This window comes from Lactobacillus sp. RTP31084st1_F9_RTP31084_210423, assembly GCF_040919545.1.
In the GTDB taxonomy this organism is placed as follows: domain Bacteria; phylum Bacillota; class Bacilli; order Lactobacillales; family Lactobacillaceae; genus Lactobacillus; species Lactobacillus paragasseri.
Map to the genome: position 1 here is coordinate 209,355 of NZ_JBCOVH010000001.1, position 23,914 is coordinate 233,268.

At 33.5% G+C, this 23,914-nt stretch carries 29 protein-coding genes and 1 riboswitch; of the genes, 26 read left to right on the forward strand and 3 right to left on the reverse strand.

Annotated features, from left to right (window positions below; all coding sequences use genetic code 11):
* Positions 1-76 precede the first annotated feature (76 nt).
* From AB5359_RS01060 to tsaE, 3 genes are all read left to right on the forward strand, one after another.
* Positions 77-772 (forward strand): uracil-DNA glycosylase, encoded by a 696-nt coding sequence (locus tag AB5359_RS01060; protein WP_035429585.1) that lies wholly within the window; start codon positions 77-79, stop codon positions 770-772.
* A 71-nt stretch (positions 773-843) separates the two neighbouring features.
* Positions 844-1,821, forward strand: coding sequence for a phosphate acetyltransferase (pta, locus tag AB5359_RS01065; protein WP_003648464.1), 978 nt, complete (start codon positions 844-846; stop codon positions 1,819-1,821).
* A gap of 1 nt (position 1,822) precedes the next feature.
* Positions 1,823-2,299: a tRNA (adenosine(37)-N6)-threonylcarbamoyltransferase complex ATPase subunit type 1 TsaE gene (gene tsaE / locus AB5359_RS01070; RefSeq protein WP_048686385.1), complete on the forward strand. Its 477-nt coding sequence runs from the start codon at positions 1,823-1,825 to the stop codon at positions 2,297-2,299.
* A 15-nt stretch (positions 2,300-2,314) separates the two neighbouring features.
* On the opposite strand, the gene AB5359_RS01075 is transcribed toward tsaE, so the two are convergent.
* Positions 2,315-2,848 (reverse strand): 3'-5' exonuclease, encoded by a 534-nt coding sequence (locus AB5359_RS01075; RefSeq protein WP_048686388.1) that lies wholly within the window; start codon positions 2,846-2,848, stop codon positions 2,315-2,317.
* Positions 2,849-2,966: 118 nt separating this feature from the next.
* On the opposite strand from AB5359_RS01075, the gene murB reads away from it, so the two are divergent.
* The 11 genes from murB (at position 2,967) to crcB (ending at position 12,649) form a co-directional block, all read left to right on the forward strand.
* Positions 2,967-3,872, forward strand: a complete 906-nt coding sequence (gene murB, locus AB5359_RS01080; RefSeq protein WP_048686389.1) for a UDP-N-acetylmuramate dehydrogenase — start codon at positions 2,967-2,969, stop codon at positions 3,870-3,872.
* A gap of 59 nt (positions 3,873-3,931) precedes the next feature.
* The gene (locus tag AB5359_RS01085; RefSeq protein WP_368279953.1) at positions 3,932-5,023 is read left to right on the forward strand and encodes an ABC transporter ATP-binding protein; all 1,092 of its coding nucleotides are present in this window, start codon (positions 3,932-3,934) and stop codon (positions 5,021-5,023) included.
* A gap of 3 nt (positions 5,024-5,026) precedes the next feature.
* Positions 5,027-5,839 (forward strand): ABC transporter permease, encoded by an 813-nt coding sequence (locus tag AB5359_RS01090; RefSeq protein ID WP_003648469.1) that lies wholly within the window; start codon positions 5,027-5,029, stop codon positions 5,837-5,839.
* Positions 5,836-6,633, forward strand: a complete 798-nt coding sequence (locus AB5359_RS01095; protein ID WP_003647028.1) for an ABC transporter permease — start codon at positions 5,836-5,838, stop codon at positions 6,631-6,633. The genes AB5359_RS01090 and AB5359_RS01095 overlap by 4 nt, the downstream gene beginning before the upstream one ends.
* Positions 6,630-7,703 carry a PotD/PotF family extracellular solute-binding protein gene (locus tag AB5359_RS01100; RefSeq protein WP_003648470.1) on the forward strand — a complete coding sequence of 358 codons (1,074 nt, stop codon included), beginning with the start codon at positions 6,630-6,632 and terminating at the stop codon, positions 7,701-7,703. Before AB5359_RS01095 ends, AB5359_RS01100 begins: the two co-directional genes overlap by 4 nt.
* Positions 7,704-7,745: 42 nt before the next feature.
* Positions 7,746-8,594, forward strand: a complete 849-nt coding sequence (gene cdaA / locus AB5359_RS01105) for a diadenylate cyclase CdaA (RefSeq protein WP_368279956.1) — start codon at positions 7,746-7,748, stop codon at positions 8,592-8,594.
* A complete protein-coding gene (locus tag AB5359_RS01110) occupies positions 8,591-9,559 on the forward strand; it encodes a YbbR-like domain-containing protein (RefSeq protein ID WP_003648472.1) in 969 nt (322 codons plus the stop codon). The genes cdaA and AB5359_RS01110 overlap by 4 nt, the downstream gene beginning before the upstream one ends.
* 24 nt (positions 9,560-9,583) lie before the next feature.
* A complete protein-coding gene (gene glmM / locus AB5359_RS01115) occupies positions 9,584-10,939 on the forward strand; it encodes a phosphoglucosamine mutase (RefSeq protein WP_049159378.1) in 1,356 nt (451 codons plus the stop codon).
* A gap of 14 nt (positions 10,940-10,953) precedes the next feature.
* Positions 10,954-11,016, forward strand: a riboswitch (Fluoride riboswitch).
* A 76-nt stretch (positions 11,017-11,092) separates the two neighbouring features.
* On the forward strand, positions 11,093-11,908 hold the full coding sequence (locus tag AB5359_RS01120; RefSeq protein ID WP_020806679.1) for a Cof-type HAD-IIB family hydrolase: 816 nt from the start codon (positions 11,093-11,095) through the stop codon (positions 11,906-11,908).
* Positions 11,901-12,290: a CrcB family protein gene (locus AB5359_RS01125; RefSeq protein ID WP_048686394.1), complete on the forward strand. Its 390-nt coding sequence runs from the start codon at positions 11,901-11,903 to the stop codon at positions 12,288-12,290. The genes AB5359_RS01120 and AB5359_RS01125 overlap by 8 nt, the downstream gene beginning before the upstream one ends.
* Positions 12,287-12,649, forward strand: a complete 363-nt coding sequence (crcB, locus tag AB5359_RS01130) for a fluoride efflux transporter CrcB (protein WP_077410435.1) — start codon at positions 12,287-12,289, stop codon at positions 12,647-12,649. The genes AB5359_RS01125 and crcB overlap by 4 nt, the downstream gene beginning before the upstream one ends.
* A gap of 55 nt (positions 12,650-12,704) precedes the next feature.
* On the opposite strand, the gene AB5359_RS01135 is transcribed toward crcB, so the two are convergent.
* On the reverse strand, positions 12,705-13,916 hold the full coding sequence (locus AB5359_RS01135) for a DUF4097 family beta strand repeat-containing protein (protein WP_048686398.1): 1,212 nt from the start codon (positions 13,914-13,916) through the stop codon (positions 12,705-12,707).
* A 110-nt stretch (positions 13,917-14,026) separates the two neighbouring features.
* Here AB5359_RS01135 and AB5359_RS01140 point away from each other — a divergent pair, with 110 nt between their 5' ends.
* Together AB5359_RS01140 and AB5359_RS01145 are read left to right on the forward strand one after the other, a co-directional pair.
* Complete coding sequence (locus AB5359_RS01140) at positions 14,027-14,734, forward strand: hypothetical protein (protein ID WP_035429590.1); 708 nt, start codon at positions 14,027-14,029, stop codon at positions 14,732-14,734.
* Positions 14,735-14,736: 2 nt separating this feature from the next.
* Positions 14,737-15,513 (forward strand): alpha/beta fold hydrolase, encoded by a 777-nt coding sequence (locus AB5359_RS01145; protein WP_048686400.1) that lies wholly within the window; start codon positions 14,737-14,739, stop codon positions 15,511-15,513.
* 32 nt (positions 15,514-15,545) lie between these two features.
* Here the strand turns inward: AB5359_RS01145 and AB5359_RS01150 are convergent, their stop codons facing one another.
* Positions 15,546-16,439 (reverse strand): metal ABC transporter solute-binding protein, Zn/Mn family, encoded by an 894-nt coding sequence (locus AB5359_RS01150; RefSeq protein ID WP_077410434.1) that lies wholly within the window; start codon positions 16,437-16,439, stop codon positions 15,546-15,548.
* Positions 16,440-16,604: 165 nt separating this feature from the next.
* On the opposite strand from AB5359_RS01150, the gene coaBC reads away from it, so the two are divergent.
* From coaBC to AB5359_RS01200, 10 genes are all read left to right on the forward strand, one after another.
* Positions 16,605-17,813 (forward strand): bifunctional phosphopantothenoylcysteine decarboxylase/phosphopantothenate--cysteine ligase CoaBC, encoded by a 1,209-nt coding sequence (gene coaBC, locus AB5359_RS01155; RefSeq protein WP_048686404.1) that lies wholly within the window; start codon positions 16,605-16,607, stop codon positions 17,811-17,813.
* A complete protein-coding gene (locus AB5359_RS01160) occupies positions 17,810-18,325 on the forward strand; it encodes a VanZ family protein (protein ID WP_003648482.1) in 516 nt (171 codons plus the stop codon). Before coaBC ends, AB5359_RS01160 begins: the two co-directional genes overlap by 4 nt.
* 83 nt (positions 18,326-18,408) lie before the next feature.
* Entirely contained in the window at positions 18,409-19,140 is a 732-nt protein-coding gene (locus tag AB5359_RS01165) for a YebC/PmpR family DNA-binding transcriptional regulator (protein ID WP_020807906.1), read from the forward strand.
* Positions 19,141-19,294: 154 nt separating this feature from the next.
* Positions 19,295-20,272 carry a competence type IV pilus ATPase ComGA gene (gene comGA / locus AB5359_RS01170; RefSeq protein WP_020807905.1) on the forward strand — a complete coding sequence of 326 codons (978 nt, stop codon included), beginning with the start codon at positions 19,295-19,297 and terminating at the stop codon, positions 20,270-20,272.
* Positions 20,259-21,239: a type II secretion system F family protein gene (locus AB5359_RS01175; protein ID WP_048686406.1), complete on the forward strand. Its 981-nt coding sequence runs from the start codon at positions 20,259-20,261 to the stop codon at positions 21,237-21,239. The genes comGA and AB5359_RS01175 overlap by 14 nt, the downstream gene beginning before the upstream one ends.
* 8 nt (positions 21,240-21,247) lie before the next feature.
* On the forward strand, positions 21,248-21,544 hold the full coding sequence (gene comGC, locus AB5359_RS01180) for a competence type IV pilus major pilin ComGC (RefSeq protein ID WP_039156129.1): 297 nt from the start codon (positions 21,248-21,250) through the stop codon (positions 21,542-21,544).
* The gene (locus AB5359_RS01185; protein WP_020807902.1) at positions 21,541-21,957 is read left to right on the forward strand and encodes a type II secretion system protein; all 417 of its coding nucleotides are present in this window, start codon (positions 21,541-21,543) and stop codon (positions 21,955-21,957) included. The genes comGC and AB5359_RS01185 overlap by 4 nt, the downstream gene beginning before the upstream one ends.
* On the forward strand, positions 21,947-22,168 hold the full coding sequence (locus tag AB5359_RS01190) for a type II secretion system protein (protein ID WP_048686408.1): 222 nt from the start codon (positions 21,947-21,949) through the stop codon (positions 22,166-22,168). Before AB5359_RS01185 ends, AB5359_RS01190 begins: the two co-directional genes overlap by 11 nt.
* Before the next feature lie 4 nt (positions 22,169-22,172).
* On the forward strand, positions 22,173-22,691 hold the full coding sequence (comGF, locus tag AB5359_RS01195; protein ID WP_039157977.1) for a competence type IV pilus minor pilin ComGF: 519 nt from the start codon (positions 22,173-22,175) through the stop codon (positions 22,689-22,691).
* Between the two features lie 196 nt (positions 22,692-22,887).
* Positions 22,888-23,889: a class I SAM-dependent methyltransferase gene (locus AB5359_RS01200; protein WP_003648490.1), complete on the forward strand. Its 1,002-nt coding sequence runs from the start codon at positions 22,888-22,890 to the stop codon at positions 23,887-23,889.
* The last annotated feature ends 25 nt before the right edge of the window (positions 23,890-23,914 follow it).

Consider the following 23,914-nt stretch of genomic DNA (forward strand, 5'->3'; position numbering starts at 1 on the left):
TTTAAGTCCTCCGATCTTTTATCTATATGATATCATGAACTTGGATTTCTTAGAGATACAAGAGGATAGAATAAATATGAAAAAATTAATTGGAAATGATTGGGATGAAATTTTAGCACCCGCTTTTGATAGTGAACAATATCAAAAATTACATGATTTTCTAAAAAGTGAATATCAAACAAAGCAGATTTTTCCAGATATGTATCATATTTTTACTGCTTTTAAATTGACTTCTTTTGCAGATACTAAGGTTGTGATTTTAGGCCAAGATCCTTATCATAACCCGGGACAAGCTACGGGAATGAGTTTCAGTGTTAATCCTGGTGTTGCTTTGCCGCCATCGTTAAAAAATATCTATAAAGAATTGTATGATGATGTTGGTGCCATTCCAGTAAATCATGGTTATTTGAAAAAGTGGGCAGATCAGGGAGTTTTATTGCTTAATGCAGTATTAACAGTGCCTTATGGAAATGCCAATGGCCATCAGGGAAAAGGCTGGGAAATAGTCACTGATGCAGCTATTAAAGCTCTTAGCGATCGCGGGAAAGTTGTATTTATTTTGTGGGGAAGATTTGCTCAAAATAAAATTCCGTTAATTGATGAAGAAAAGAATGTCATTATCAAGTCTGCGCATCCTAGTCCTTTTTCAGCAGACCGTGGTTTCTTTGGTTCCCGTCCGTTTTCGAGATGTAATGATGCCTTGACTAAATTTGGTGAGAGTCCAATTGATTGGCAATTGCCACAGGAAGTAAGCCAATCAGATATGGCATAGTTTTTGTTTTGAGAAAAAGCTTTGAAATTGTAAAATATTAGCTAGAGATAAAAAGAAAGGCTTAATTTGTTATGAAAGTATTTGACTCACTTAAGAAAAAAGCAGAAGAATCAAAAAAAGTGATTGTTTTTCCCGAAGGAAATGATGAGCGAATAATTAAGGCTGCTGTTCGTCTTGCAGAAGAGGGAATTGTTGAACCACTTTTGTTAGGAAAACCCGATGAAGTGATAAAATCTGCTGAAAAATTAAATGTTGATTTAGGTTCAATTGAGATTATCAATCCGGCTGTCTACCCAGATTTTGAAAAAATGTGCCAAGATTTTGTGGAATTAAGAAAAGGAAAGAATACTTTAGCAGAAGCAAAAGAAATTCTACAAGATGTTTCTTATTTTGGTACCATGTTAGTATATGAAGGAAAAGCTAATGGAATGGTTTCTGGTGCTACTCATTCAACGGCTAATACTGTTCGTCCAGCTCTGCAGATTATTAAAACTAAAAAGGGAATGAGCCGTGTTTCAGGTGCGATGATTATGGAACGTGGAGACGAAAAATATATATTTGCGGATTGCGCAATTAATATTGATCCTGATAGTGAGACATTAGCCGAAATTGCTTATCAATCCAGTAAAACAGCTGAAATGATTGGGCTTGATCCTAAAATTGCAATGCTTAGTTTTTCGACTAAGGGCTCAGCAAAAGGAGCAATGGTAACTAAAGTCCAAGATGCGACTAATTTAGTACATCAAAAATATCCAGATTTAGTTTGCGATGGCGAATTACAATTTGATGCCGCTATTGTTCCGCGCGTAGGAGAAGCAAAAGCTCCAGGTTCTGCAGTTGCTGGACATGCTAATGTTTTTATTTTCCCTGAACTTCAGTCAGGTAATATTTCGTATAAGGTTGCTGAGCGTTTAGGTGGCTTTAGTGCAATTGGGCCTGTATTGCAAGGATTAGCTGCTCCAATTAACGACTTATCACGTGGATGTAAAACAGAGGATGTATACTTATTAGCTATTTTAACTGCTGCTCAAGCAAACATGGAGAAGTAAAATGGAATCATTAGAAATAAATTCTGATGAACAAATGCAAAAATTAGGTCAGGCAATTGGAAAAAGTAGCCAGGGACATGACCTGCTCCTCTTATCTGGTGATTTAGGTGCTGGAAAAACCACTCTGACTAAAGGAATTGCTCGGTCATTAGGTATTAGACGTCCTGTTAAAAGCCCAACATTTACAATTGTTAGAGAATATCGTGAAGGTAAAATACCACTTTTTCATATGGATATGTATCGGCTAGAAGATGGTGACTTATCAAGTATTGACATGCCTGGATATCTAGCCGAAGACGGATTAGTGGTAATTGAGTGGCCACAATTTATTATTGATGATTTGCCAAACGATTATCTTGAAGTAACGATTAAGCGGATTGATGATTCATGGGATTCAACCAAACGAATAGTTGAATTTAAAGCTGTTGGTAAGAGAAACCAAGCTTGGTTATCAGATATAAAAAGATCTTTTGAATAATAAAAATGGTTAAGCTTAGATTGGCTTAACCATTTTTTTGATTGGATCATCTCCAACACGTTTATTTTCTTCAATTAAAATTCCCGCACAAGCTTCACTATCACTTAAAGCGTTATGGTGATGCCATAAGTTAATATTTAAAGCTTCTGACACTGTGTCTAATTTGTGATTAGGAAGATCAGGTTCGAACGCCTTGCTAATTGCTAAAGTATCAATTGCAAAGTAGTGAGGAGCTGGAATATTATAGCGGGCGAGCGACTTTTCCATTACCCGGCAGTCAAACCGTGCATTATGAGCAGCTACTAACATTCCGGGTTGATACAATTTTTTTATTTTAGGCCAAACTTCAGCCATTGTTGGTGCATTTTTAACGTCTTCGGCAGTAATACCATGAACTCTGATATTTCGACCATCAAAAGGCATTTGCGGATTAATAACTGTATAAAAACGGTCGACAATTTCATTGTTTCTAACCATAACCAAGGCAAGAGAACATGCACTTTCAGGATGACTGTTTGCCGTTTCAAAATCCATTGCAGTAAAGTTCATTTTTATCCCCTAAATAAAATATTATTTTTCTTTTTAGTATAACACTTAAGGTAGAAAACTAGCTATTTATTGCGGTATGATTAAAGGGACGATTATTTAAGGAAAAGAGAGATTGAAAATGCAACTAATGGACTTAAAAAAACAGGGAATTGATATTCAAGAAAATATTCCATTGAGCCGCTTTACGTTTACTAAGACCGGTGGACCTGCGCAATATCTTGCTTTTCCTAAAAATTTAGATGAATTAAAAATCTTAGTGGAAACAGTTAAAACTAATAACCTACCTTTGACTGTTATTGGAAATGCTTCTAACTTAATTATTAGAGATGGAGGAATTTCAGGTCTAGTTTTAATTCTTACTAAGATGGATGAAATTGTTGCTAACCAAGAAGAAGCAACAGTTACTGCAGATGCTGGCGCTAGAATTATTGATACATCTGAAGCAGCATGTGAGGCCGGCTTAAGTGGTTTAGAGTTTGCAGCTGGTATCCCTGGTAGCGTTGGTGGAGCTGTCTTCATGAATGCTGGTGCTTACGGTGGCGAGACAGAATTTGTCATTAAATCTGTTCGGGTCTTAACTCGTGAAGGCAAATTTAAAACTTATACTCACGATGAAATGGAATTTGGCTATCGTCATTCACTAGTTCAGGAAACTGGAGATATAGTAATCAGTGCTACTTTTGGACTTGAACCAGGAGATAAGTGGGCCATTAAGGCTAAAATGGAATACTTTAATGGCTTACGTAGAGCAAAGCAACCACTTGAATATCCTTCATGTGGAAGCGTCTTTAAGCGCCCAACAGGCCACTTTGTGGGTCCAATGATAATTAAAGCGGGTCTTCAGGGAAAAAGAATTGGTGGTGCCGAAGATTCAATGAAGCATGCGGGCTTTATTATCAATGTTGGTGGTGCTACAGCTACTGATTATTTAGATTTAATTCATTTAATTCAAAAGACGATCAAAAAAGATTTTGATGTTGATTTGCAAACTGAAGTAAGAATTATAGGAAAAGAAAAAGATTAGATACTACGACAAAGCTACAAGTAACGGCTTGTAGCTTTTTTGATGAGATGGTGAAAAAGTTGAGCGATATTATTAAATTAACGCATGTGCGTAAAGAGTATGACGATGGGTTTGTGGCTCTAAAAGATATTAATTTAACGATTGAATCAGGGAAATTCTATTCTTTATTAGGGCCATCAGGATCAGGCAAGACAACTATTTTAAGAATAATTGCTGGATTTAGTGAACCAACAAGTGGTCAAGTATTTTTTGATGGAAAAGATATTACCAACTTGGATGCAGCCAAGAGAAAAATTAATACGGTTTTCCAAAATTATGCCTTATTTCCGCATATGAATGTTTTTGAAAACGTTGCTTTTGGTTTGCAAATCAAGAAAAAAGATAAGCAAGAAATAAAGTTAGCTGTTAAAGAAGCTCTTCATATGGTTCAGTTAAATGGCTTTGCAAATCGCGAAATTTCTGAATTAAGTGGTGGGCAGCAACAACGTGTTGCAATTGCAAGAGCAATTGTGAATCAGCCAAAAGTTCTACTTTTAGACGAGTCCTTATCTGCCTTAGATAAGCGTTTAAGAAAAGATATGCAATTTGAATTGCGTGAAATCCAAAAAAAGTTAGGAATTACCTTTATTTTTGTTACTCATGATCAAGAAGAGGCTTTAGCTATGAGTGATGAAATTTTTGTTTTAAATGAAGGAAAAATCCAACAAAGTGGAAGTCCAGTTGATATTTATGATGAACCAGTTAATGATTTCGTAGCTCGCTTTATAGGTGATTCAAATATTCTGAGCGGAAGAATGATTAAAGATTATGAAGTGGAATTCGGTAATCACCGTTTTGAATGTGCTGATGCAGGAATTAAACCAGGAGAAAAAGTAGAGGTCGTTTTAAGGCCTGAAGATCTAGATATTACTGATATTGAACATGGAAAGTTAAGAGTTATGGTTGAAAGTCAGCTCTTTTTGGGAGATCATTTTGAAATTAAGGCCATTGATAGTGATGAAAATGAATGGCTGATTCACTCGACTAATCCAACTAGCATTGGAAAAGAAGTAGGGGTATATTTTGATCCTGAGGACATTCATGTGATGCGTTTTTGTGAAAGCGAAGCAGAATTTGATAAACGTTTAGAGGCATATGAAGGAGAAGAGTAAGATATGAAAAAGAGTAGGCTATTTTTTCTTGTGCCTTATGTACTTTGGCTTGGTTTATTTGTTATTGCTCCGATTATTTTAATTACTATTAATGCCTTTAAAGGTGATGATGGTTTTACCTTGAAAAATTTCCAACAATTTTTTGTTAATGGAACTTTTTTGAGAATGACGCTAAATTCATTTTGGTATGCATTTTTAATTACCTTAATTACCTTGTTAATTTCCTATCCGATTGCATATATTTTAAGTCAAATGAAAAATCAGCAATTTTGGCTACTTTTGATTATTTTACCAACTTGGATTAATTTGCTTTTAAAAGCCTATGCATTTATCGGAATTTTCGGCAAGCATGGATTGCTAAATAACTTTTTAAAGCTTTTTGGTATAGCACCGGCAAATATTTTATTTACTGATTTCGCTTTTATTTTTGTAGCGGCTTATATTGAAATTCCATTTATGATTTTACCGATTTATAATGCAATTTGTGATATTAATCCGGCTGTAATTCAAGCAGCTTATGATTTGGGTGCAAGTAAGTGGCAAACATTTATGAAGGTTTTATGGCCACTTTCTAAATCTGGAGTTGAGTCAGGAATTCAAGCAGTATTTATTCCTTCACTCTCTTTATTCATGTTGACAAGATTAATTGGCGGAAACAGAGTAATTACGCTTGGTACTGCAATTGAAGAATATTTTATGACCACAATGAATTGGTCAATGGGATCGACAATTGGGGTTGTATTAATAGTCCTAATGGTAATTGTTATGCTATTTACTTCGTCTGATCATCGTCGTAAAAAGGAGATCAAGCTATGAAAAAAATAAAATGGTCCCGGATTTATTTCGCTTTTGTCCTTGTTTTGATGTATTTACCCATCTTTTATTTAATATATTATTCTTTCTCAAGTGGTCATAATATGGATCATTTTGAAAAATTTACTTTAAGTCATTATCAGGATTTATTTAACGATAATCGACTACTAGCAATTTTTCTAGAAACAATTTTATTAGCTCTCTTATCTAGTTTGATTGCGACAGTAATTGGAACTTTTGGTGCAATTGCAATTAGTCAGACTAAGAATAAAAAAGGACAAAAAACTTTATTAGCATTAAATAATGTTTTGATGGTTTCACCAGATGTAATTATTGGTGCCAGTTTTTTGATCTTTTTTACTTTTTTAGGAATTGGTTTGGGCTTTGGGTCAGTATTATTAAGTCATATCGCATTTTCAATTCCGATTGTTGTATTAATGGTTTTACCGCGTTTAAAAGAATTTGATTACTCTTTAGTCGATGCTGCTAGAGATTTGGGTGCTTCGACTTGGCAAGTTTATAGCAAAGTAATGATTCCAGCTATTACACCGGGAATTTTGGCTGGCTTTTTTATGGCTTTGACTTATTCATTAGATGATTTTGCAGTTACTTTTTTTGTAACTGGAAATGGATTTTCAACATTATCTGTAGAAATTTATTCACGCGCACGGCAAGGGATTAATTTAGAGATCAATGCCTTAAGTACCTTAATGTTTATCTTCGTAATGGTTTTGGTATTAATTTATTATGTAATTACTAATCACAAATCCCATATCGGTAAGGGGCGTGCACAATGAAAAAGTTATTGATTGGAATTTTAGCTATTTTAGCAGTTTGCTTGGGGTTAGAGGCTTGGGCTAAGAAGCTAGATAATAGTGGTGTTAGCGCCAATAATAAGAATTTAATTATTTATAATTGGGGCGACTATATTGACCCTAAGCTGATAAAAAAATTCGAAAAGCAAACTGGCTATCATGTAATTTATGAAACCTTTGATTCGAATGAAGCTATGTATACGAAGGTAAAGCAGGGAGGCACTGCTTACGATATTTGTGTTCCTTCTGATTACATGATTTCGAAAATGCGAAAGGCTAAGTTACTTGATAAAATTGATACAAAAAAAATTCCAAATTATAAAAATATCGGAAGTGAATTTTTGCATCACTCATTTGATCCTAAGAATACTTATTCAGTCCCATATTTCTGGGGGACATTAGGAATTGTGTATAATGACAAGTTTGTAAAACCTGGACAGATAAAGCATTGGAACGATCTTTGGTCAAAAGATTATCGTCATAATATCTTATTAGTTGATTCTGCTAGAGATATTATGGGACTATCATTAGCGTCGATGGGGAAGTCATTAAATACTACTAATTCATTAGATCTTAAATTAGCTAAAACTAAATTAGATGGATTAGGCCCCAATGTAAAGGCTATTATTTCTGATGAGCTAAAAATGTATATGATTCAGAATGAAGCAGCTGTTGGTGTAACATGGTCTGGTGAAGCGCGGACAATGTTAAATGATAATAAACATTTACATTATGTGGTTCCACCAGAAGGTTCAAACTTGTGGTTTGATAATTTTGTTATTCCCCGTACTGTTAAAAATAAAGCAGGGGCATATGCTTTTATTAATTTTATGCTTGATCCAAAAAATGCTGCTCAAAATGCCGAGTATATTGGTTATGCAACGCCAAATATCAAAGCTCAAAAATTACTACCTAAAGAGATAAAAAATGATAAGCAATTTTATCCAAGCAAACAAGCAATGAAAAATTTACAAGTTTATCAAGATTTAGGCCCTAAGAAAATTCAGGAATATAATGATCTGTTTCTTGAATTTAAAATGTATGGTCGATAAGACGGTAGTTTAGGTATAATTAAGGCTTAGGAGGGATGAGTAGTGAAATTTAACATTGAGCAAATATTTACTTGGCAAAATTTAATGAACATTATTGATATTCTGATTGTTTGGTATATTATTTATCGCTTAATTATGTTGGTAAGAGGAACCAAGGCTGTTCAATTAGTTAAAGGAATATCTCTAATTATCGTAGTTAGAATTATAGCCGGATTATTACACTTACATACCCTAACGTATTTTGTTGATCAAATTCTCTCTTGGTCTGTAATTGGAACAATCGTTATTTTTCAACCAGAAATTAGACGTGGACTTGAACATTTAGGAAGATCGCCAATTTTTGGTGGCACAACTATGACTGAAAAACAGGCCGCTGAGAAAATGATTGGAGAATTAGATAAGGCGATTCAATATATGTCCAAAAGAAGAATTGGGGCTTTAATTACGATCCAGCAAAATACTGGTTTGGAAGATTATATTGAAACTGGTATTCCGATTGATGCAGATATTACTGGCGAGTTATTAATCAACATCTTTATTCCTAACACTCCATTACATGACGGTGCAGTAATTATTAGAAACAATCGAATTGCGGTTGCTGCTGCTTATTTGCCACTTTCAGATAATAGTATGATTCCTAAAAAGCTAGGAACTCGTCACCGGGCAGCAGTGGGTATTTCAGAAGTTACTGATGCAATTACAATTGTTGTATCTGAAGAAACAGGTGGTGTAACAATCACTCGTAATAGCCAATTTATGCTTGATTTGACTAGAGAAGAGTATTTGAAGTACTTAAATGCTCAATTAGTTCCAAAGGAAGAAGAAGAGAAGCCAAAATGGTATCAACGAATTGTAAATCATGTTTGGAATTGGGGGTCAAATAAAAAATGAAAAAGTTTTTTGATAAACCTTGGTTCTATCGCATTGTTGCATTGATATTGGCAATTTTACTGGCCATTTATGTTTCGTCTAATCAACAGGGGTTTGTAACTCAAGGACGTCGAGAGGAAACTCTGAAAACTGCGACCAAGACGCAAGTAATTAAAGCTCCCCTGCAAGTTTCTGTTAATACTGATAAGTATTATGTAACTGGCTATCCCGAAAAAATAAATCTTACTTTAGAAGGATCAAATGCGCTGGTTACTTCAACTATTAATACTCAAAATTTTCGTGTTTATATTGATTTAAGCCATTTAAAAACTGGAGAACATACGGTACCAATTAAGGTAAATGGTTTAAGTACTCAGTTAACTTATAGTGTGAGTCCAAGTAAAGTGCGCGTAAACATTCAAAAAAGAAAATCTCGTACCCTTCCTGTACAAATAGAGTATAATAAGAGTGCTGTATCTCATGGGTATAATCTTGGCACAGCAAAGAGCGATCCAGAAGTTGTTAACATTACTGGCGCTAAGAGCGAAGTTAACCAAGTTGATCGTATCGTAGCTCGTGCAAATTTACCAAAGGGAATAGACAGCACATTTGAGCGTGAAGAAATGCTGGTAGCACTTGATAAAGAAGGACATCAACTCAATGTTGCTATTGATCCAGCAACAGCGCACATTACTATCCCAATTAACTTGTCGAAAAAAAAGGTTAAAATAAACGTGACGTCCAAAAATGAATCATCAACTCATGTTTATTCATTAACCGCGAAAGAAGAAACAGTTGAGATATATGGTGATGAGAATACGCTAAAGAAAATAACATCTCTTCCTTTAAAGGTTGATTTAAGTGGCATTAATCAAGATGTTACAAGAGATGTAACAATTAAATTACCAAAGGGCGTAGTTAAGGCTTCACCATCAGTAATACCAGTTCATATAAAGGTGACTGATACTACTGCTAAAAAGGAATAAAACAAGGAAAGGTTGTTAAAAATTATGCTTAAATATTTTGGAACAGATGGTGTACGGGGAGTTGCTAATGCTGGCTTAACTCCAGAAATGGCTTTTAAATTAGGTCGTGATGGAGGATATGTTCTTACCAAAGATAAAAAAGATGGTGAAAGAGCTAAAGTATTAGTTTCGCGTGATACTCGTATTTCTGGACAAATGTTAGAATATGCATTGATTTCTGGTTTACTTTCCGTAGGAATTGAAGTTTTAGAAGTTGGTGTGATTACGACCCCAGGCCTTTCTTACTTAGTTCGTGCTCAAGGTGCAGATGCTGGTGTTCAAATCTCAGCTTCTCATAATCCAGTTGAAGATAATGGGATTAAGTTCTTTGGTAGTGATGGTTTAAAACTATCTGATGCTAAAGAAGAAGAAATTGAAAAATTAATTGATGCACCAGAAGATACGCTTCCACGTCCTTCAGCTGAAGGTTTAGGTACTGTAACGAATTACCACGAAGGTGCTTCAAAGTACTTGCAATTTATTGAAAATACTTTACCTGAAGAATTAGGCGGAATTAAAGTTGTTGTAGATGGTGCAAACGGCGCAGCTAGTGCTTTAATTTCAAGATTATTTGCTGATATGGGCGTTGATTTTACTACAATCGCAACTCATCCCAATGGCTTAAATATTAATGATCATGTAGGTGCAACTCATACTAAGAAGTTACAAGAAGAAGTTGTAAAGCAAGGTGCTCAATTGGGCTTAGCATTTGATGGGGATGCTGACCGTTGTATTGCTGTTGATGAAAATGGTAACGAAGTCGATGGCGACCATATTATGTATGTAATTGGTTCATATCTTGCTGATCATGGCCGTTTAAAGAAAGATACGATTGTTACAACTGTGATGAGTAACTTAGGCTTTACTAAGGCTTTAGAAAGACGTGGCCTTAAGAATGTCAGAACTCAAGTTGGTGACCGTTATGTTTCAGAAGAAATGAGAGCTAATGGTTATAATCTAGGCGGTGAACAATCTGGTCATGTTATTATCAGTGACTATCATAATACTGGTGATGGAATGCTTACTGGATTGCATTTATTATACGTAATGAAGGATACCGGTAAGTCATTAAGTGAATTATTAAGCGACTTTAAGGAATATCCACAACGCTTAATCAATGTTCCTGTTAAAGATAAAAAAGACTGGAAAGAACATAAGCGTATTACCGAAGCAATTAAAAAGGTAGAAGAAGAATTGAGCGATGAAGGACGGATTTTTGTTCGTCCATCTGGAACTCAAAGTTTACTTCGTGTTATGACTGAAGCACCAACACAAGAATTAGCTGATAAGTATTGTGAAGAAGTGGCTAAAGTCGTTGAAGAAGAGATGGGTTCAAAATAAACTGCCTTGATTAAATTATAATAGGTGATGGCGTTCACCAATTTAACCGATTAAGATCTGACGACGCCTACTTTCTTATGTGTAATAAGGGAGTAGTGTCGTCTTTTTTTGTATAATAGAAAGGAAAGCGAACGTTTACATAGGAGAAAATTGATGAAGATAAAATTAATTGCCGTTGATCTTGATGGAACTTTATTGAATGATAAACAAGAAATAAGTTATGAAACAAAGGAAGCTTTACAAAAAGCATCTCGATCAGGTATCAAAATCGTTCCCTGCTCGGGGAGGCCATTTCCAGGAATTAAAGAGTATTTAGATCAGTTAGATCTGCAAGATCCTAATCAATATGCTGTTGCTTTTAATGGCGCTCTGGTTTTGAATGCACAAGGAAATGCGGTAGTTGAAGAATTACTAAATTATCAAGATTTCCAGTTTTTTGAAAAAATAGCTCAGCAACTGAAAGCTAACTTTCATGTTGAAGTAAGGGATAAGTTTATTACATTAAATCACTTTGTCAACTACTATTTATCGCGTGAAAGTTGGCTAACTAGAATGCCAATTGAAGTTTGTGAGTTAAAAGATATAGCAAAAGATTTAAAATTTACAAAAGCTATGTTTTCAGGTGCTCCATCAGAAATGGAAAGGGTTTATCGTGGTTTACCTCAAGAAGTTATTGAAAAATATAATGTTTCTACCTCTGATGAAACATTAATTGAAATTAATTCTAAGCGGGCTTCAAAAGGAAACGCTTTGAAAGAATTGGCACGGAAACTTAATCTTAAACAAGATGAAGTAATGATTTTTGGTGATCAAAAAAATGATATTTCTATGTTTGACGTTCCAGATTTTTATAAAGTGGCTATGGGAAACGCGGTATTAGAGATAAAGAAGCGAGCTAATTATGTTACTCGAACAAATAATGAAGATGGAATTGCATATGCAATAAGAAGGTTGGTTTTTAATGAATAAAAAGTTGAAAAATTATATCAGTGTTGGTTTATTTGCATTTTTTGGAGGTGCATTACGTGCTTATTTAAATGTAATTTGGTCACAGGCTGGAACTTTTGTAGCTAATATCATTGGTTGCTTTTTATTGGCATTTCTAACATATTTCTTTATTGAATTTAGAGAAGGACGAGATTGGCTAGTTACAGGGTTAAGTACAGGTTTTGTAGGTGCATTTACAACCTTTTCTAGTTTCCATTTGGATACGTTTAAGCAATTAGAAAACGGAATGAATAATCAGGCACTGATATATTTCTTTAGTTCAATCTTTATTGGATTTTTATTTGCTTATTTAGGAATGATTACAGGAAAAATATTAGGTAGAAAGTTGGCAATAAGAGCATGATAAGTGCACTTCTAACAGCTGGTTTTGGAGCAATTTGGGGAGCAGTTCTCAGATACGGAATTACTAATTATGGTAAAAAACATTGGTCTAGCAACTTTCCTTATGCCACTTTATTAATAAATCTTACTGGAGCATTTTTGTTAGGACTAGTTTTTTCGCGCAACTTATCGCCATTTATTTATGCTTTGGTTGGAACTGGGGTACTGGGAGGTTATACGACCTTTTCTACATTAAATGTTGAATTGCTTTCTCATTGGCAAGACCATAATTATAAAATATTTCTTCTTTATGCTTTATTATCTTATGGCGGTGGCTTAATTTTAGTTTTTGCAGGATATAAAGTTGGATTAATGATTTAGAAAAAATGCTAGCAAATTTTAGGTTTGCTAGCATTTTTTCTAAGGCTATTTAATTTTAGTTTTTAATTGATACTTTTCCGATTTCACTTGTGATTATTAGTGAATTGCTTGAATTTTCATCGCCAACGTATCCTTCAATTTCATCGTATTCATTATTGCCATAAATAATGGAGTCGAGTGGAAGATCGGTAGGACCGATTTTCTTAGTATTAATTTTGAATTTAAATAATTCTGTTCTTGGTACATTTACACGGATACTTCCAACTCTGCTTTTAATTGAAAAACTAAAGTTAGATTTATCAGCAATTGATAAATTTATTTTACCAATTCCAGACTTAATATCACCGCTACCTTTAATATTATTTAGGCTCATATTTCCTGTATCAGTGACTAAATCCATTCTTTCGCTATTAAGGTCATTAATAATAATTTTTCCACTCTTTGTATCAATAAAAAAGTTTTTGGTAGAAATATTATCTAAATCTATGTTTCCACTGCTTGTATGATAAGAAATTTCTTCTTTTGCGCAAACATGATCGCTAGTTAAAATTCCAGAATGCGCATTAATATGAAACACATTCGCAGATGTACTAGAAACAGCAATATCGCCTGACTTTAGGTCTGCCTGGACGCGTTTAAGCTTAGAGTGAGCTAACAATAAATCTCCAGAAACTGCAGTAACATCAAGCAGGCAATAATTTGTGACTTTATTAATATAAACATCACCGCTTTGACTTCTAATTGTTAGAAAACCAGTAAAATTTTTAGGTAAAAATAATAAAGTTTTGTTTTTAAAAATTCCAACCAGCTTACGTGGACCTTGGGTAATTTTTAAGACATTGCCAGCTTTTTCGACCGTTGAATGAAGATTTTCAATGTTTCGAGACATAAAGTCATGCACAATTAAGTTTGATGAATTAGTGGGTAAGACCAAAATATCGCCCAAACGGTAGTTAAGGTGAATCTCATCAATTTGATTTAATTTGAGATTTAATTCGTTAACTAATTTTGAATCAAAGATTTTAGCAAAAAAGTCATTGTATTTACTGTAGTCAGTTTCTTCTAAATTCTTTAATTGTGATAATAAAGTGTCTAGATCAGTTAAATTTAAAAGTGCTTTTTGTTCTGCTTCGACCTGACTTGCACCATGCTGAATTTCTTTTTTTATTAGGTTGTTGATTTTTTTACTCAGAGTATTTTGTAAAGGTTTATTTTCCTTGATATGAGGAAATTTATTGAAAAATTCTTTTAGTTTTTCATCAATCATGCTGAACTCCTTTAATATTTGTTACACTTTTATTATATAGCACCCCAAAAAACTTTATGTATTATTTTGGGGATTATAAAAGACTATTAAAATTTTCGTTAGGAGAAAAAATGAAATTTATAAAATGGATTTGGAGATTAGTTGTAGTTGGATTAATCTTTATTTCATTGAGTTTGACTTTAACAAGTCCAGTTGAATTGAAAGTTGATAGTACCGCTGGTCTTGTGAAAAGCTCAATTAATAAAGTTGTTGACCAAGCGAATAATAGTGACTTGCAAATGGGAGTTGCCTTTTTGCAAGAATCAGGAATCGAAGATACACTTTTATCACAATTACCCAAAAATATTGAATTAAAGACATCATATCAAGGGCTAAATCAATTGAGTACTAATTATTTAGCCAATGGTAAATTAGCTGCATCTGATTTAAAACTAAATAATGATACGCAGCAAGAACAAGTTTTTAATCAGTTAATATTACAATTAGTAAATGAACAATTAAGGCAGAATTCTGCTGATGTAAAACAAGCAGCCGAGATTTATCATTTGATTTATTTCCTACTAATTGGTCTTTATATTTTGGCAATGGTAATGGTTTTATTTGGTAAAAAGATTGCAATTTTACCACTTTTAATTGCCGCAGTAGGTTCATATGGGGTTTTATCATATGCAGCTGAAATTGCCACAAGCTCGCTTCAACAAAGCGTTTATACCGGGATCAATGTAAGTTTAAGTAGTGGATTAAGTCAAGCACTGATTACTGCGATTATTGCTGTAGTTGGATGTTTATTCATTAGAATTAAGCAGAATAAGGAGTAAAAATGCTGTTTGAAACAAGTGATAATATAAAAATTAATTATAAATTAACTGGGAAAGGGAAGACGATTGTCTTAGTTAATGGTTTTGGGGCATATCAAGAAATATGGTCTGCTCAAGTATCATTTCTTAATAATTTAGGATATCAAGTACTTACTTATGATCATCGGAATATGGGGAAGAGCCAACGAACAGAAAAAGGTCATAATATTGCCCGTCTAACACAAGACTTAGAAGAATTAATTTCTTTTCTAAAAATTAAACAGGCTACTTTCATGGGACACTCAATGGGCGCTTCGATTATTTTCTGTCTAATAAAAAAATGGCCAACTGTAGTTAAACGTGCATTAGTGATAGATCAATCACCTAAGATGCTTAATGATAGGAATTGGAAGTATGGTTTTATGGACTATACAAGTGAAAATTATCATGAAAAATGCCAAGAAAGACCTCATGTTCACGAAACTTTTGCAGGACTAGATGATAATGTTTATGCCCAACTCATGAAAGCAAAAGAAGAAGATCCGTTTAATAGAAAAGATAATGTGGACTTATTAGAAAATCATATGTCGCTAGATTGGCGAAAAGTTATAGAAAACGCATCAATTCCAATTACTTTTTTTATTGCTAAGGAGAGTCCGTATTATCGTGAAGGATATGAAAAACTTCTTGAAGAAAAAAATGATCAAGTAGATAGTTTTATTATGTCACCAACTGGTCATGTAATTATGGCGGAAATTCCTAAGCAATTTAATAGCAAATTAAAAGATATTTTAGGGTAATAAAAAAGAGGCTTATGCCTCTTTTTTGGTAATTATTTTAACTTTTTATTGATATTTGCTAAATTTTGGTAATTTTCTGTTATCCACTTCAAATAAGTTGTATTGTTTGGAATGGTTTCACGAACTTGCAAGATTGGAATCTTCTTTGATTTAGCTCTTTTAACGAAATTGTTAACAGTGGAACTATTTACTTGGGAGTTCTTAACAAAGAAAGAGATACCACGATTATTAATAGTTTGATTCATTTGATGAACAATTTTGGCACTTGGATCGGTTTCATTTTCAATTGCTTCTTCAAAAGCTTTATCACCAATCTTAAAGTGGGTAGCTTTCAAAGCGTAATCGAATACTGGTTCACTAACATATACTGGCTTTTGCTTTGTACCATCAATAGAATCAGCCATTTTTTGAACTTTTTTTATTTTTTCTAAGTATTTAGTTCCATGTTCTTTATAATAGTTTGCATGCTTTTTATCAATTTTAGATAAACGCTTTACCAAATAGTTGACATATTTGGTTGGCATATTTAAGTCAAACCAGATATGAGGATTATCACCGCTTTTCAAATTCATTAAGTCTTCGCCAACTAAGACAGCAGACTTATTACTTGATTTAGCTAATTTTGCTAGCCAGGAATCATATCCTAAACCATTAGCTACAATAATTTTGGCGTCTTGAACTTTTTTTGCATCTGCAGTAGTTGGTTCGAAATCATGGGGATCGGTGGAACTACTAGTAATAATGGCTGTTGTCTTACCGTACTTACCCAAAACATTTTGGGCAATATCAGCATAAACATTGGTGCTCGTAACAATCGATATTTTGTTAGACGATGAATTATCCTTTTTGGAGCAACCAGTAAGAACAAAAAATAATGTTCCCATTACAATAAAAAGAGAAAAAATCTTTTGATAATATTTTTTCATTTTGTATATTTATCCTTTCAAGGTATTGGAGCTATATCTTTATTCAATATAAATCATATCAGAATCTGGTAATGTTTTTTAATTTGATAATTTATTTTTTAATAATTTGTCTTAGTTGGCTTGTGTTATAGTAGAAAGAAATTATGAAATTAAGGTTGAGAAGAAATGAAAGCTACAATTTATATTACAGGTAGTATTGCTGCCTATAAAGCAATTAATGTTGTACGAAATTTTCAAAAAAAAGGACATGAAGTAAGAGTAGCTATGACAAAAGAAGCTGTCCACTTGATCGGTACCCAAACATTAGCTGCTTTAACTAAGTATCCAGTATTGACTGATCTCTGGGAAAAAGAAAGAGCTAATCAGATCCAGCATATTGAATTGGCTGATTGGACAGAAATGGCTGTTGTAGTCCCAGCAACTGCTAATTTTATTGCCAAAATTGCAAATGGTATTGCTGATGATGCGGCAACTACGACTTTTTTAGCAACAGCTTCACCTAAATACGTAGTTCCAGCTATGAACAGTCATATGTGGAGTAATCCAGCCTTTCAAAGAAATCTAGCATTATTAAAACAAGATGGAATTGCTGTAATGGATCCTGCTACTGGGCGCTTAGCTGAAGGATATAGCGGCAAGGGAAGGATGCCAGAGCCAGATGACATTATGGCTTGGATAGATGATTCTCTTCAAGCTAAAAAAGTATTAGCTGGTAAAAAAATTGTAATTACTGCAGGTGGAACCATATCTCCACTTGATCCAGTTCGTTTTTTGGGTAACCGTTCGAGTGGTAAGATGGGAATAGCTTTAGCTAAAGCTGCTCTTGCTGCTGGGGCAGAGGTGATTTTAATTTCAGGACACATTGCTGTTTCATTACCTAACTCACCTAATTTAAAAAATATTAAGGTAGAAACTACTGAAGAAATGCTCTCAGCTGTTAAGACTGCTTTTTTAGGAGCAGATGCTTTGATTATGGCAGCTGCTGTAGCAGATTATGAACCGGTAAATTATATTACTCATAAAATCAAAAAGCAGGATCAGGGGGATGAGTTAAAGATTTATTTGAAAGAAACTCCTGATATTTTGAAAAAAATGGGAAGTATAAAAAAGGCAAACCAAGTTGTTGTTGGCTTTGCCGCTGAAACAAACAATTTATTAGAAAATGCTTCTAAAAAACTGCAAGAGAAAAACGCTGATATGATTGTTGCAAATGATGTCAGTCATGGAGTATTTGGTAGCGATAAAGATAAAGTTACGATTTTAAGGCAAGATAAAACAATCGAGAATATAGTAGAGACAACTAAAATTGAAATTGCTAAAAAAATAATTATTTTGGTTGCTGAAGAACTTGAAAGTAGGAAAGTTGAAAAATGAAAAAAACAGTATTAACGAAGCGAGAAATGATCTTTGTTTGTTTGATGCTCTTAGTGCTTTTAGGTTTATTTATTTCTAGTTCAATGACTTATCACGAACAAGAGATGTCACCAGGATTTATTCATCGACATTTTCCAATTATTGAAAGAGTAGTTGGAAAGTGGAATATCTATTATGCTGGACGTTGGCACAATGCATTTTTGGACAATGGGGAAGCGGGAATGACTCAATTTGTCATGAGAAAATTTGCCCATTTTTCATCATATTTTTTAGTTGGTTTATTTGCTTGTTTAGGCTTAGACCGCTTATTTAAAAAATGGTGTGGCCCCTTATTTATTTGGCTAGGGATTATTGGATTAGCGGGATTAGATGAATTTCACCAATATTTGACTGGAGATAGAACTCCAAGTCTTCACGATGTTGCTCTTGATTCAGCCGGAGCACTTTTAGCTATTTTATTCTGTATTTTTATCTACTGGATTAGACACCATCAAGAAAAAAGTAATTCATAATTAATCATAGATTGAATTTAAACCTTGAGTGCGTTATGATTGACAAGGTTAACTATATTAAATAAAAAGAAAGAAGGATTCTTATGTCAGGACATTCAAAATGGCACAATATTCAAGGCCGCAAGAATGCGCAAGACGCTAAGAGAGGTAAAGTTTTCCAAAAATTATCTCGTGAAATTTATATGGCTGCAAAGAGTGGTGGTCCTGACCCTTCAGGAAATCCTACTTTACGTATGGTTATGGATAAAGCACGTGCAGCAAACATGCCTAAGACTAATATTGAACGTGCTATTAAGAAGGCTGAAGGTAATTCAGATGAACATTATGATGAAATTACCTATGAAGGCTACGCACCCGGTGGTGTTGCAGTTTTAGTTGAAGCTTTAACTGATAACAAGAACCGTACTGCTTCTGATGTTCGTGTTGCCTTTACTCGTAATGGAGGTTCACTCGGTGCAACTGGTTCTGTTGCTTACATGTTTGACCGTAAGGGATATATTGTAATTGATCGTTCCACTACTGATGCTGACGAAGACCAAGTTTTACTTGATGTTATGGACGCTGGTGGGGATGATTTAGAAACTAGTGATGATGCATTTGAAATCTACACTGATCCTAAGCAATTTACAGCTGTACGTGATGCTTTAGAAAAAGCTGGCTACAAGTTAGCTAACGCTGAATTAACTATGATTCCGCAAAACACCACTCCAGTTCCAGCAGATAAAAAAGAGCAATTTTCTCATTTAATTGATGCATTAGAAGATAACGATGATGTTTCTAATGTTTATACTGCCGCTGCAGATGATGATGAATAATAATTTATCAAGAAATAGACCTAATTTTCATTTTAGGTCTATTTTTTTATGGCTGACCTTTGCGTCAGTCTTTTTTTTACTCAATTTTTAAAATAATAAAAAAACTATTACATTTTTGCGTACTAATAAGTGTATGGCAAAGGAGGGATTAATTATGAACGAAGTATCAGAAGTTATTTTAGAAAAAGCAATTAAAAGCCATGCTAGTGATATCTTTATTTTTCCAGCTATTGGAGGCTATGAAATAAAGATTCGAACTGCCCTAGGCTTGAGTAAAATAAAAGAATTAGGCCAGCAAGCAGGAAAAGAATTACTTAATTATTTCAAGTTTCAGGCGCAAATGGATATATCTGAGCGTCGTAGACCACAAGTGGGTGCTTATCAGACTAAATTTGGGGATGAAAAGGTTTTTTTACGCTTTTCAAGTGTGGGGGAATTTGAGGGAGATGAGTCTTTAGTAATTCGATTAATTTATGGAGAAAAAAGTAATAATTATTTTCTCTCGGAACAATTCGATTTGCTAAAAAGACTTACCAATCAACGGGGGTTGATAGTGACTAGTGGTCCAACAGGATCGGGAAAGACTTCAACCATGTATGAACTAGCACAACTAGTGGGAAAAGAAAAAGTTGTAATGACTATTGAAGATCCGGTCGAGGTTTGGAATCCCAATTTTTTACAAACACAGGTAAATCTTGTTGCGGGAATTGCTTATCCAGATTTACTAAAGGCTGCTTTACGACATAGGCCGGATATTTTAATTATTGGGGAAATTCGAGATCAAGAAACTGCCAAAATCAGTATTAACGCAGCTTTAAGTGGACATTTGGTTTTAGCAACTATTCATGCGAAAACAGCCTTGCAAACAATTTCACGTCTTGAAGGATTAGGAATCACTAAAGATGAATTATGCAATTGTCTGACAGCTGTTTCTTATCAAAGGTTGCTACCAATAAAAAATCAAAATAAAGTTGCTTGTTTAATGGATATTAGGTATGGAAAAATACTTGATCAAGCTATTGCGTTTAATGACAATCGCCATGATTTGAGTAATTGGCAAAGTAATTTAGAGCAGTTAGTTGAAAGAGGAAAGATTAGTGAAGATACGAAGCATCTTTATGAAGAAGGATAAACTAAACAGCGCTGCTCAATTAATTTTTATTGATTATTTAAGACAAGCACTAATTAATGGTTATTCGCTTAATGCTAGTTTAAAACTACTGCCTAAAATATGGAGTGGTAATTCTAGCCAATTAGTCTATATAAGTAAACAAGTTGAAGAAGGCAGGCAACTTGGAGATGTATTGCATGAAGTGGGATTTTCTAGTACTTTATCTGCACAAATAAATATGGCGATTATTGATGGAAATCTATTGTCTTGTTTAGACCAATTAAGTAAACTTATTCGATTGAAAAATAAGCAGTTAAAGAAATTGCGAGGAGAATTGGCTTATCCAGCACTTTTAATTGGAATGATGGTTACGCTATTGATTTGTATGCAAACCTTTTTAAAGACAGAAATGTCAGATAATGACTGGACGAGTAATTTAATGTTAGGTGGACTTGTGTTGTTAGTTATTATAGGTGCATTTCTTATTAGTAAGATAATCATGTTGCTCAATAAACAAGATTATTATGCCCTGAATAAATTAACTAGGATACCTATAATTGGACCAACATTAAATTTATATGTTCACTATCTTATCGTGTCTGACTTAGCTGTTTTACTGATCAATGGCTTCTCACTGCAAAAAATTTGTCAACTTACTGATCAGCAACCAAAGAATTCGTTGCAACAAGTTTTAGGAGCAAAAGTGAAGAATCAATTAGAAAAAGGAATTGAAATTAAAGCAATTATTGAGAGTGAAGCTTTTATTTCTAATAATTTAATTATGCTTTTAGAGACTGGAACGACAAGAGAGCAAATTGGGAAAAGAGCATTATTGCTTAGCAAGACACTTTTCTATGAATTAAATCTCAAATTAAACAGTTTAATCGTTAATTTGCAGCCGCTGTGCTTTATTTTTATTGGAATTTGTATTCTAGGAATGTATTTAAAAATTTTAATGCCAATGTATCATTTAATGGAAACAATGTAGAGGTAAAAATGAGAAAGTTAAAGCATTTTATTATGAAAAATAAACAGGTAAAAGGATTTACCTTAGTTGAAATGGTAATTGTAATTGCCATTATTGCGATGCTAATTTTGTTAATTGTTCCGGGCTTAAGTAAGCAAAAAGAAAGAGCGACTACCAAAACAGATGAAGCCTTAAGAACAACGATTGAGACCCAAAGACAATTAGCTGAAGATAATGGAGATGGTACTTCATTAGAAGAGCTAGTAAAGAAGGAATATATTTCTCAAAAACAAAAAGAAAGATATGAAAAATTACCGCAGAAATGATTTTTAAGAGAATAAAAGCTTTTACTTTGATTGAAACGATAGTTACTTTAACAATAATTTGTTTACTCGTGTTAATGCCAACGCTTTATGTTAAAAATATTAAGGAACAGATAATCTTAGACAGTACCACGCGTCAAATTAGATCAACTATCAATAAGTATTTGCATCTCTCAACAGTAGAAAAGAAGTCGTATTTTTTATCATATTTTGACAATAATTCTTCAATTCAGATAATGGAGCCGCATCAAGTGTCAAAAGTATATTTGAATCGACATGTTAGAGTTTATAATTTTGATAATTTATATATTAGCAATCGCGGAACCATATCGCCGAGAACAATTACTGTTAAGAGTGGAAGCAAAGAAAAGAAAATTAAAATACAGATGACATGGGGTAGGATGGTTGAAGAATAGAAAAGTCAAGGGCTTCATTTTATTGGAAGCATGTGTAGGCTTCACGATAGCCTGTTTAGGAGTATTGCTTTTAGGGATAACAATTAAACAAAATAGACAGACTGAAAAACAGATTGAAAAACGAGTAGATAAGGCTTATGCGGAATATATTTTTAGACATAGTGATAAGAAGACATTATTAGTGCATGATCATGTCTATCATAGAAAATAAAATAATGAAAAAGATAAAGGGTTTTACCTTATTAGAAGCTGTATTTGCAATCGCAGTTACTATTTTATGTGCGCAAATATTATTTGGACTTATAGGCACACTTAGAAAAATTAATCGCCAGAAAACCGGAGTTAATGAAATTTCGTATAGTTATGTACAGATAAATAATTTCTTAAAAGAAAGTGGACATGTTGAGGTAAGTACAACGGGTTCAGATCCAACTAAAATTGTTCTTAGAAAGTTATCGGATAAGAAGAAAAAGAATGGTGATTTAATTTACGATACATATGTAATTGATATGAGTTCAAATGATGTTTTGAGAATGAGAACAGATGAGGGAGGACACATGCCGCTACTTTTTCAAGTTAAAAAAATAAAATGTTCTACTTCAAAAGATTCTTTTTCTATTTTAGTAACTGAAAAAGATGGTAGACAAAGCGAGATGTTTTTCAAAACAGATTTACCAAAGAAAAAGGAAAATAAAATACAGGATGAGAAAAAAGATAAGAGTAAAAAGGCTTAAGGGAAGTGCCTTAATTAGTAGTTTGCTGCTTATTAATATTTGCATTACCTTTGTAATGATGTATCAACGCAGTTTTACTGAAAATATGGAAAGTAATCTTTCTTTGATAAATTATTTTTCCAAGTAACAATGATTGCTTGCTAGTATTTGATGATACCTATAGAATATTAGAAGGAATATTAAAGAAGGAAGAAAAATGCAAAAAGTAGAAGAATTATATCCAAAATTTCAGACAGCTATTGAGCATTTACAAAAAGCGCTGAATGTTTCTTTTTCATCGGCATTGACGGAAACCTTTGATAATCTAGAAAATGGAAAAATCAAAGTAGAATCAGGTGCCCCAGATAAAGAAACCGTAGCTGAATTAACTGAAGAGTATCGTAAATTAGATTATGATAATTTGCCACGTACCTTAAAAGTACAAATATTTACTTTATTAACTTTAAAAGCAATTACTCAAGATGCCAGTGACTATAACTTGATGCCCACACCTTCAGTAATTGCTACAGTAATTGCTTTGATTTGGCAAAGAATCGTTCCGACAGGTAAAAAAACTGTGGTTGATCCCGCAATTGGAACTGGAAATTTACTTTATTCGGTTATTAGACAGCTGATTCAGGAAAATCATTCACAAAACAATTACAAATTAATTGGAATTGATAATGAAGAAGCATTATTGGATTTAGCAGATATTGGCGCCCATCTTGAAGATTTAAAGATTGATTTATATTGTCAAGATGCTTTAGATCCATGGATGATTGAAAAAGCGGATATAGTGGTAAGTGATGTGCCAGTAGGTTATTATCCATTGGATAATAATGCTGAGCGTTTCGAAAATCATGCAAAAGAGGGACATTCGTTTGCCCATACTTTATTTATTGAACAAATAGTAAATAATCTTAAGCGTGATGGTTTTGCATTTTTAGTAGTACCTAGATTACTATTTACTGGTAAAGGATCTACTGAATTCATGACTTGGCTGGCTAAAAAAGTTAATATTCAGGCGATTGTCGATTTGCCTGATGACATGTTTTCAAGCCAAATTCAACAAAAATCAATTTTAGTTTTCCAAAATCATGGGGAACATGCTCTCAAGCGAGAAGTTTTGGTGGCTAAATTAGATTCATTAAAGAAACCAGAATCTTTAGTAGCATTTAATATGAAACTAAATGACTGGTATCATAAGAGTGAAAATTAATTTATATAATACGAGAGGTATATAA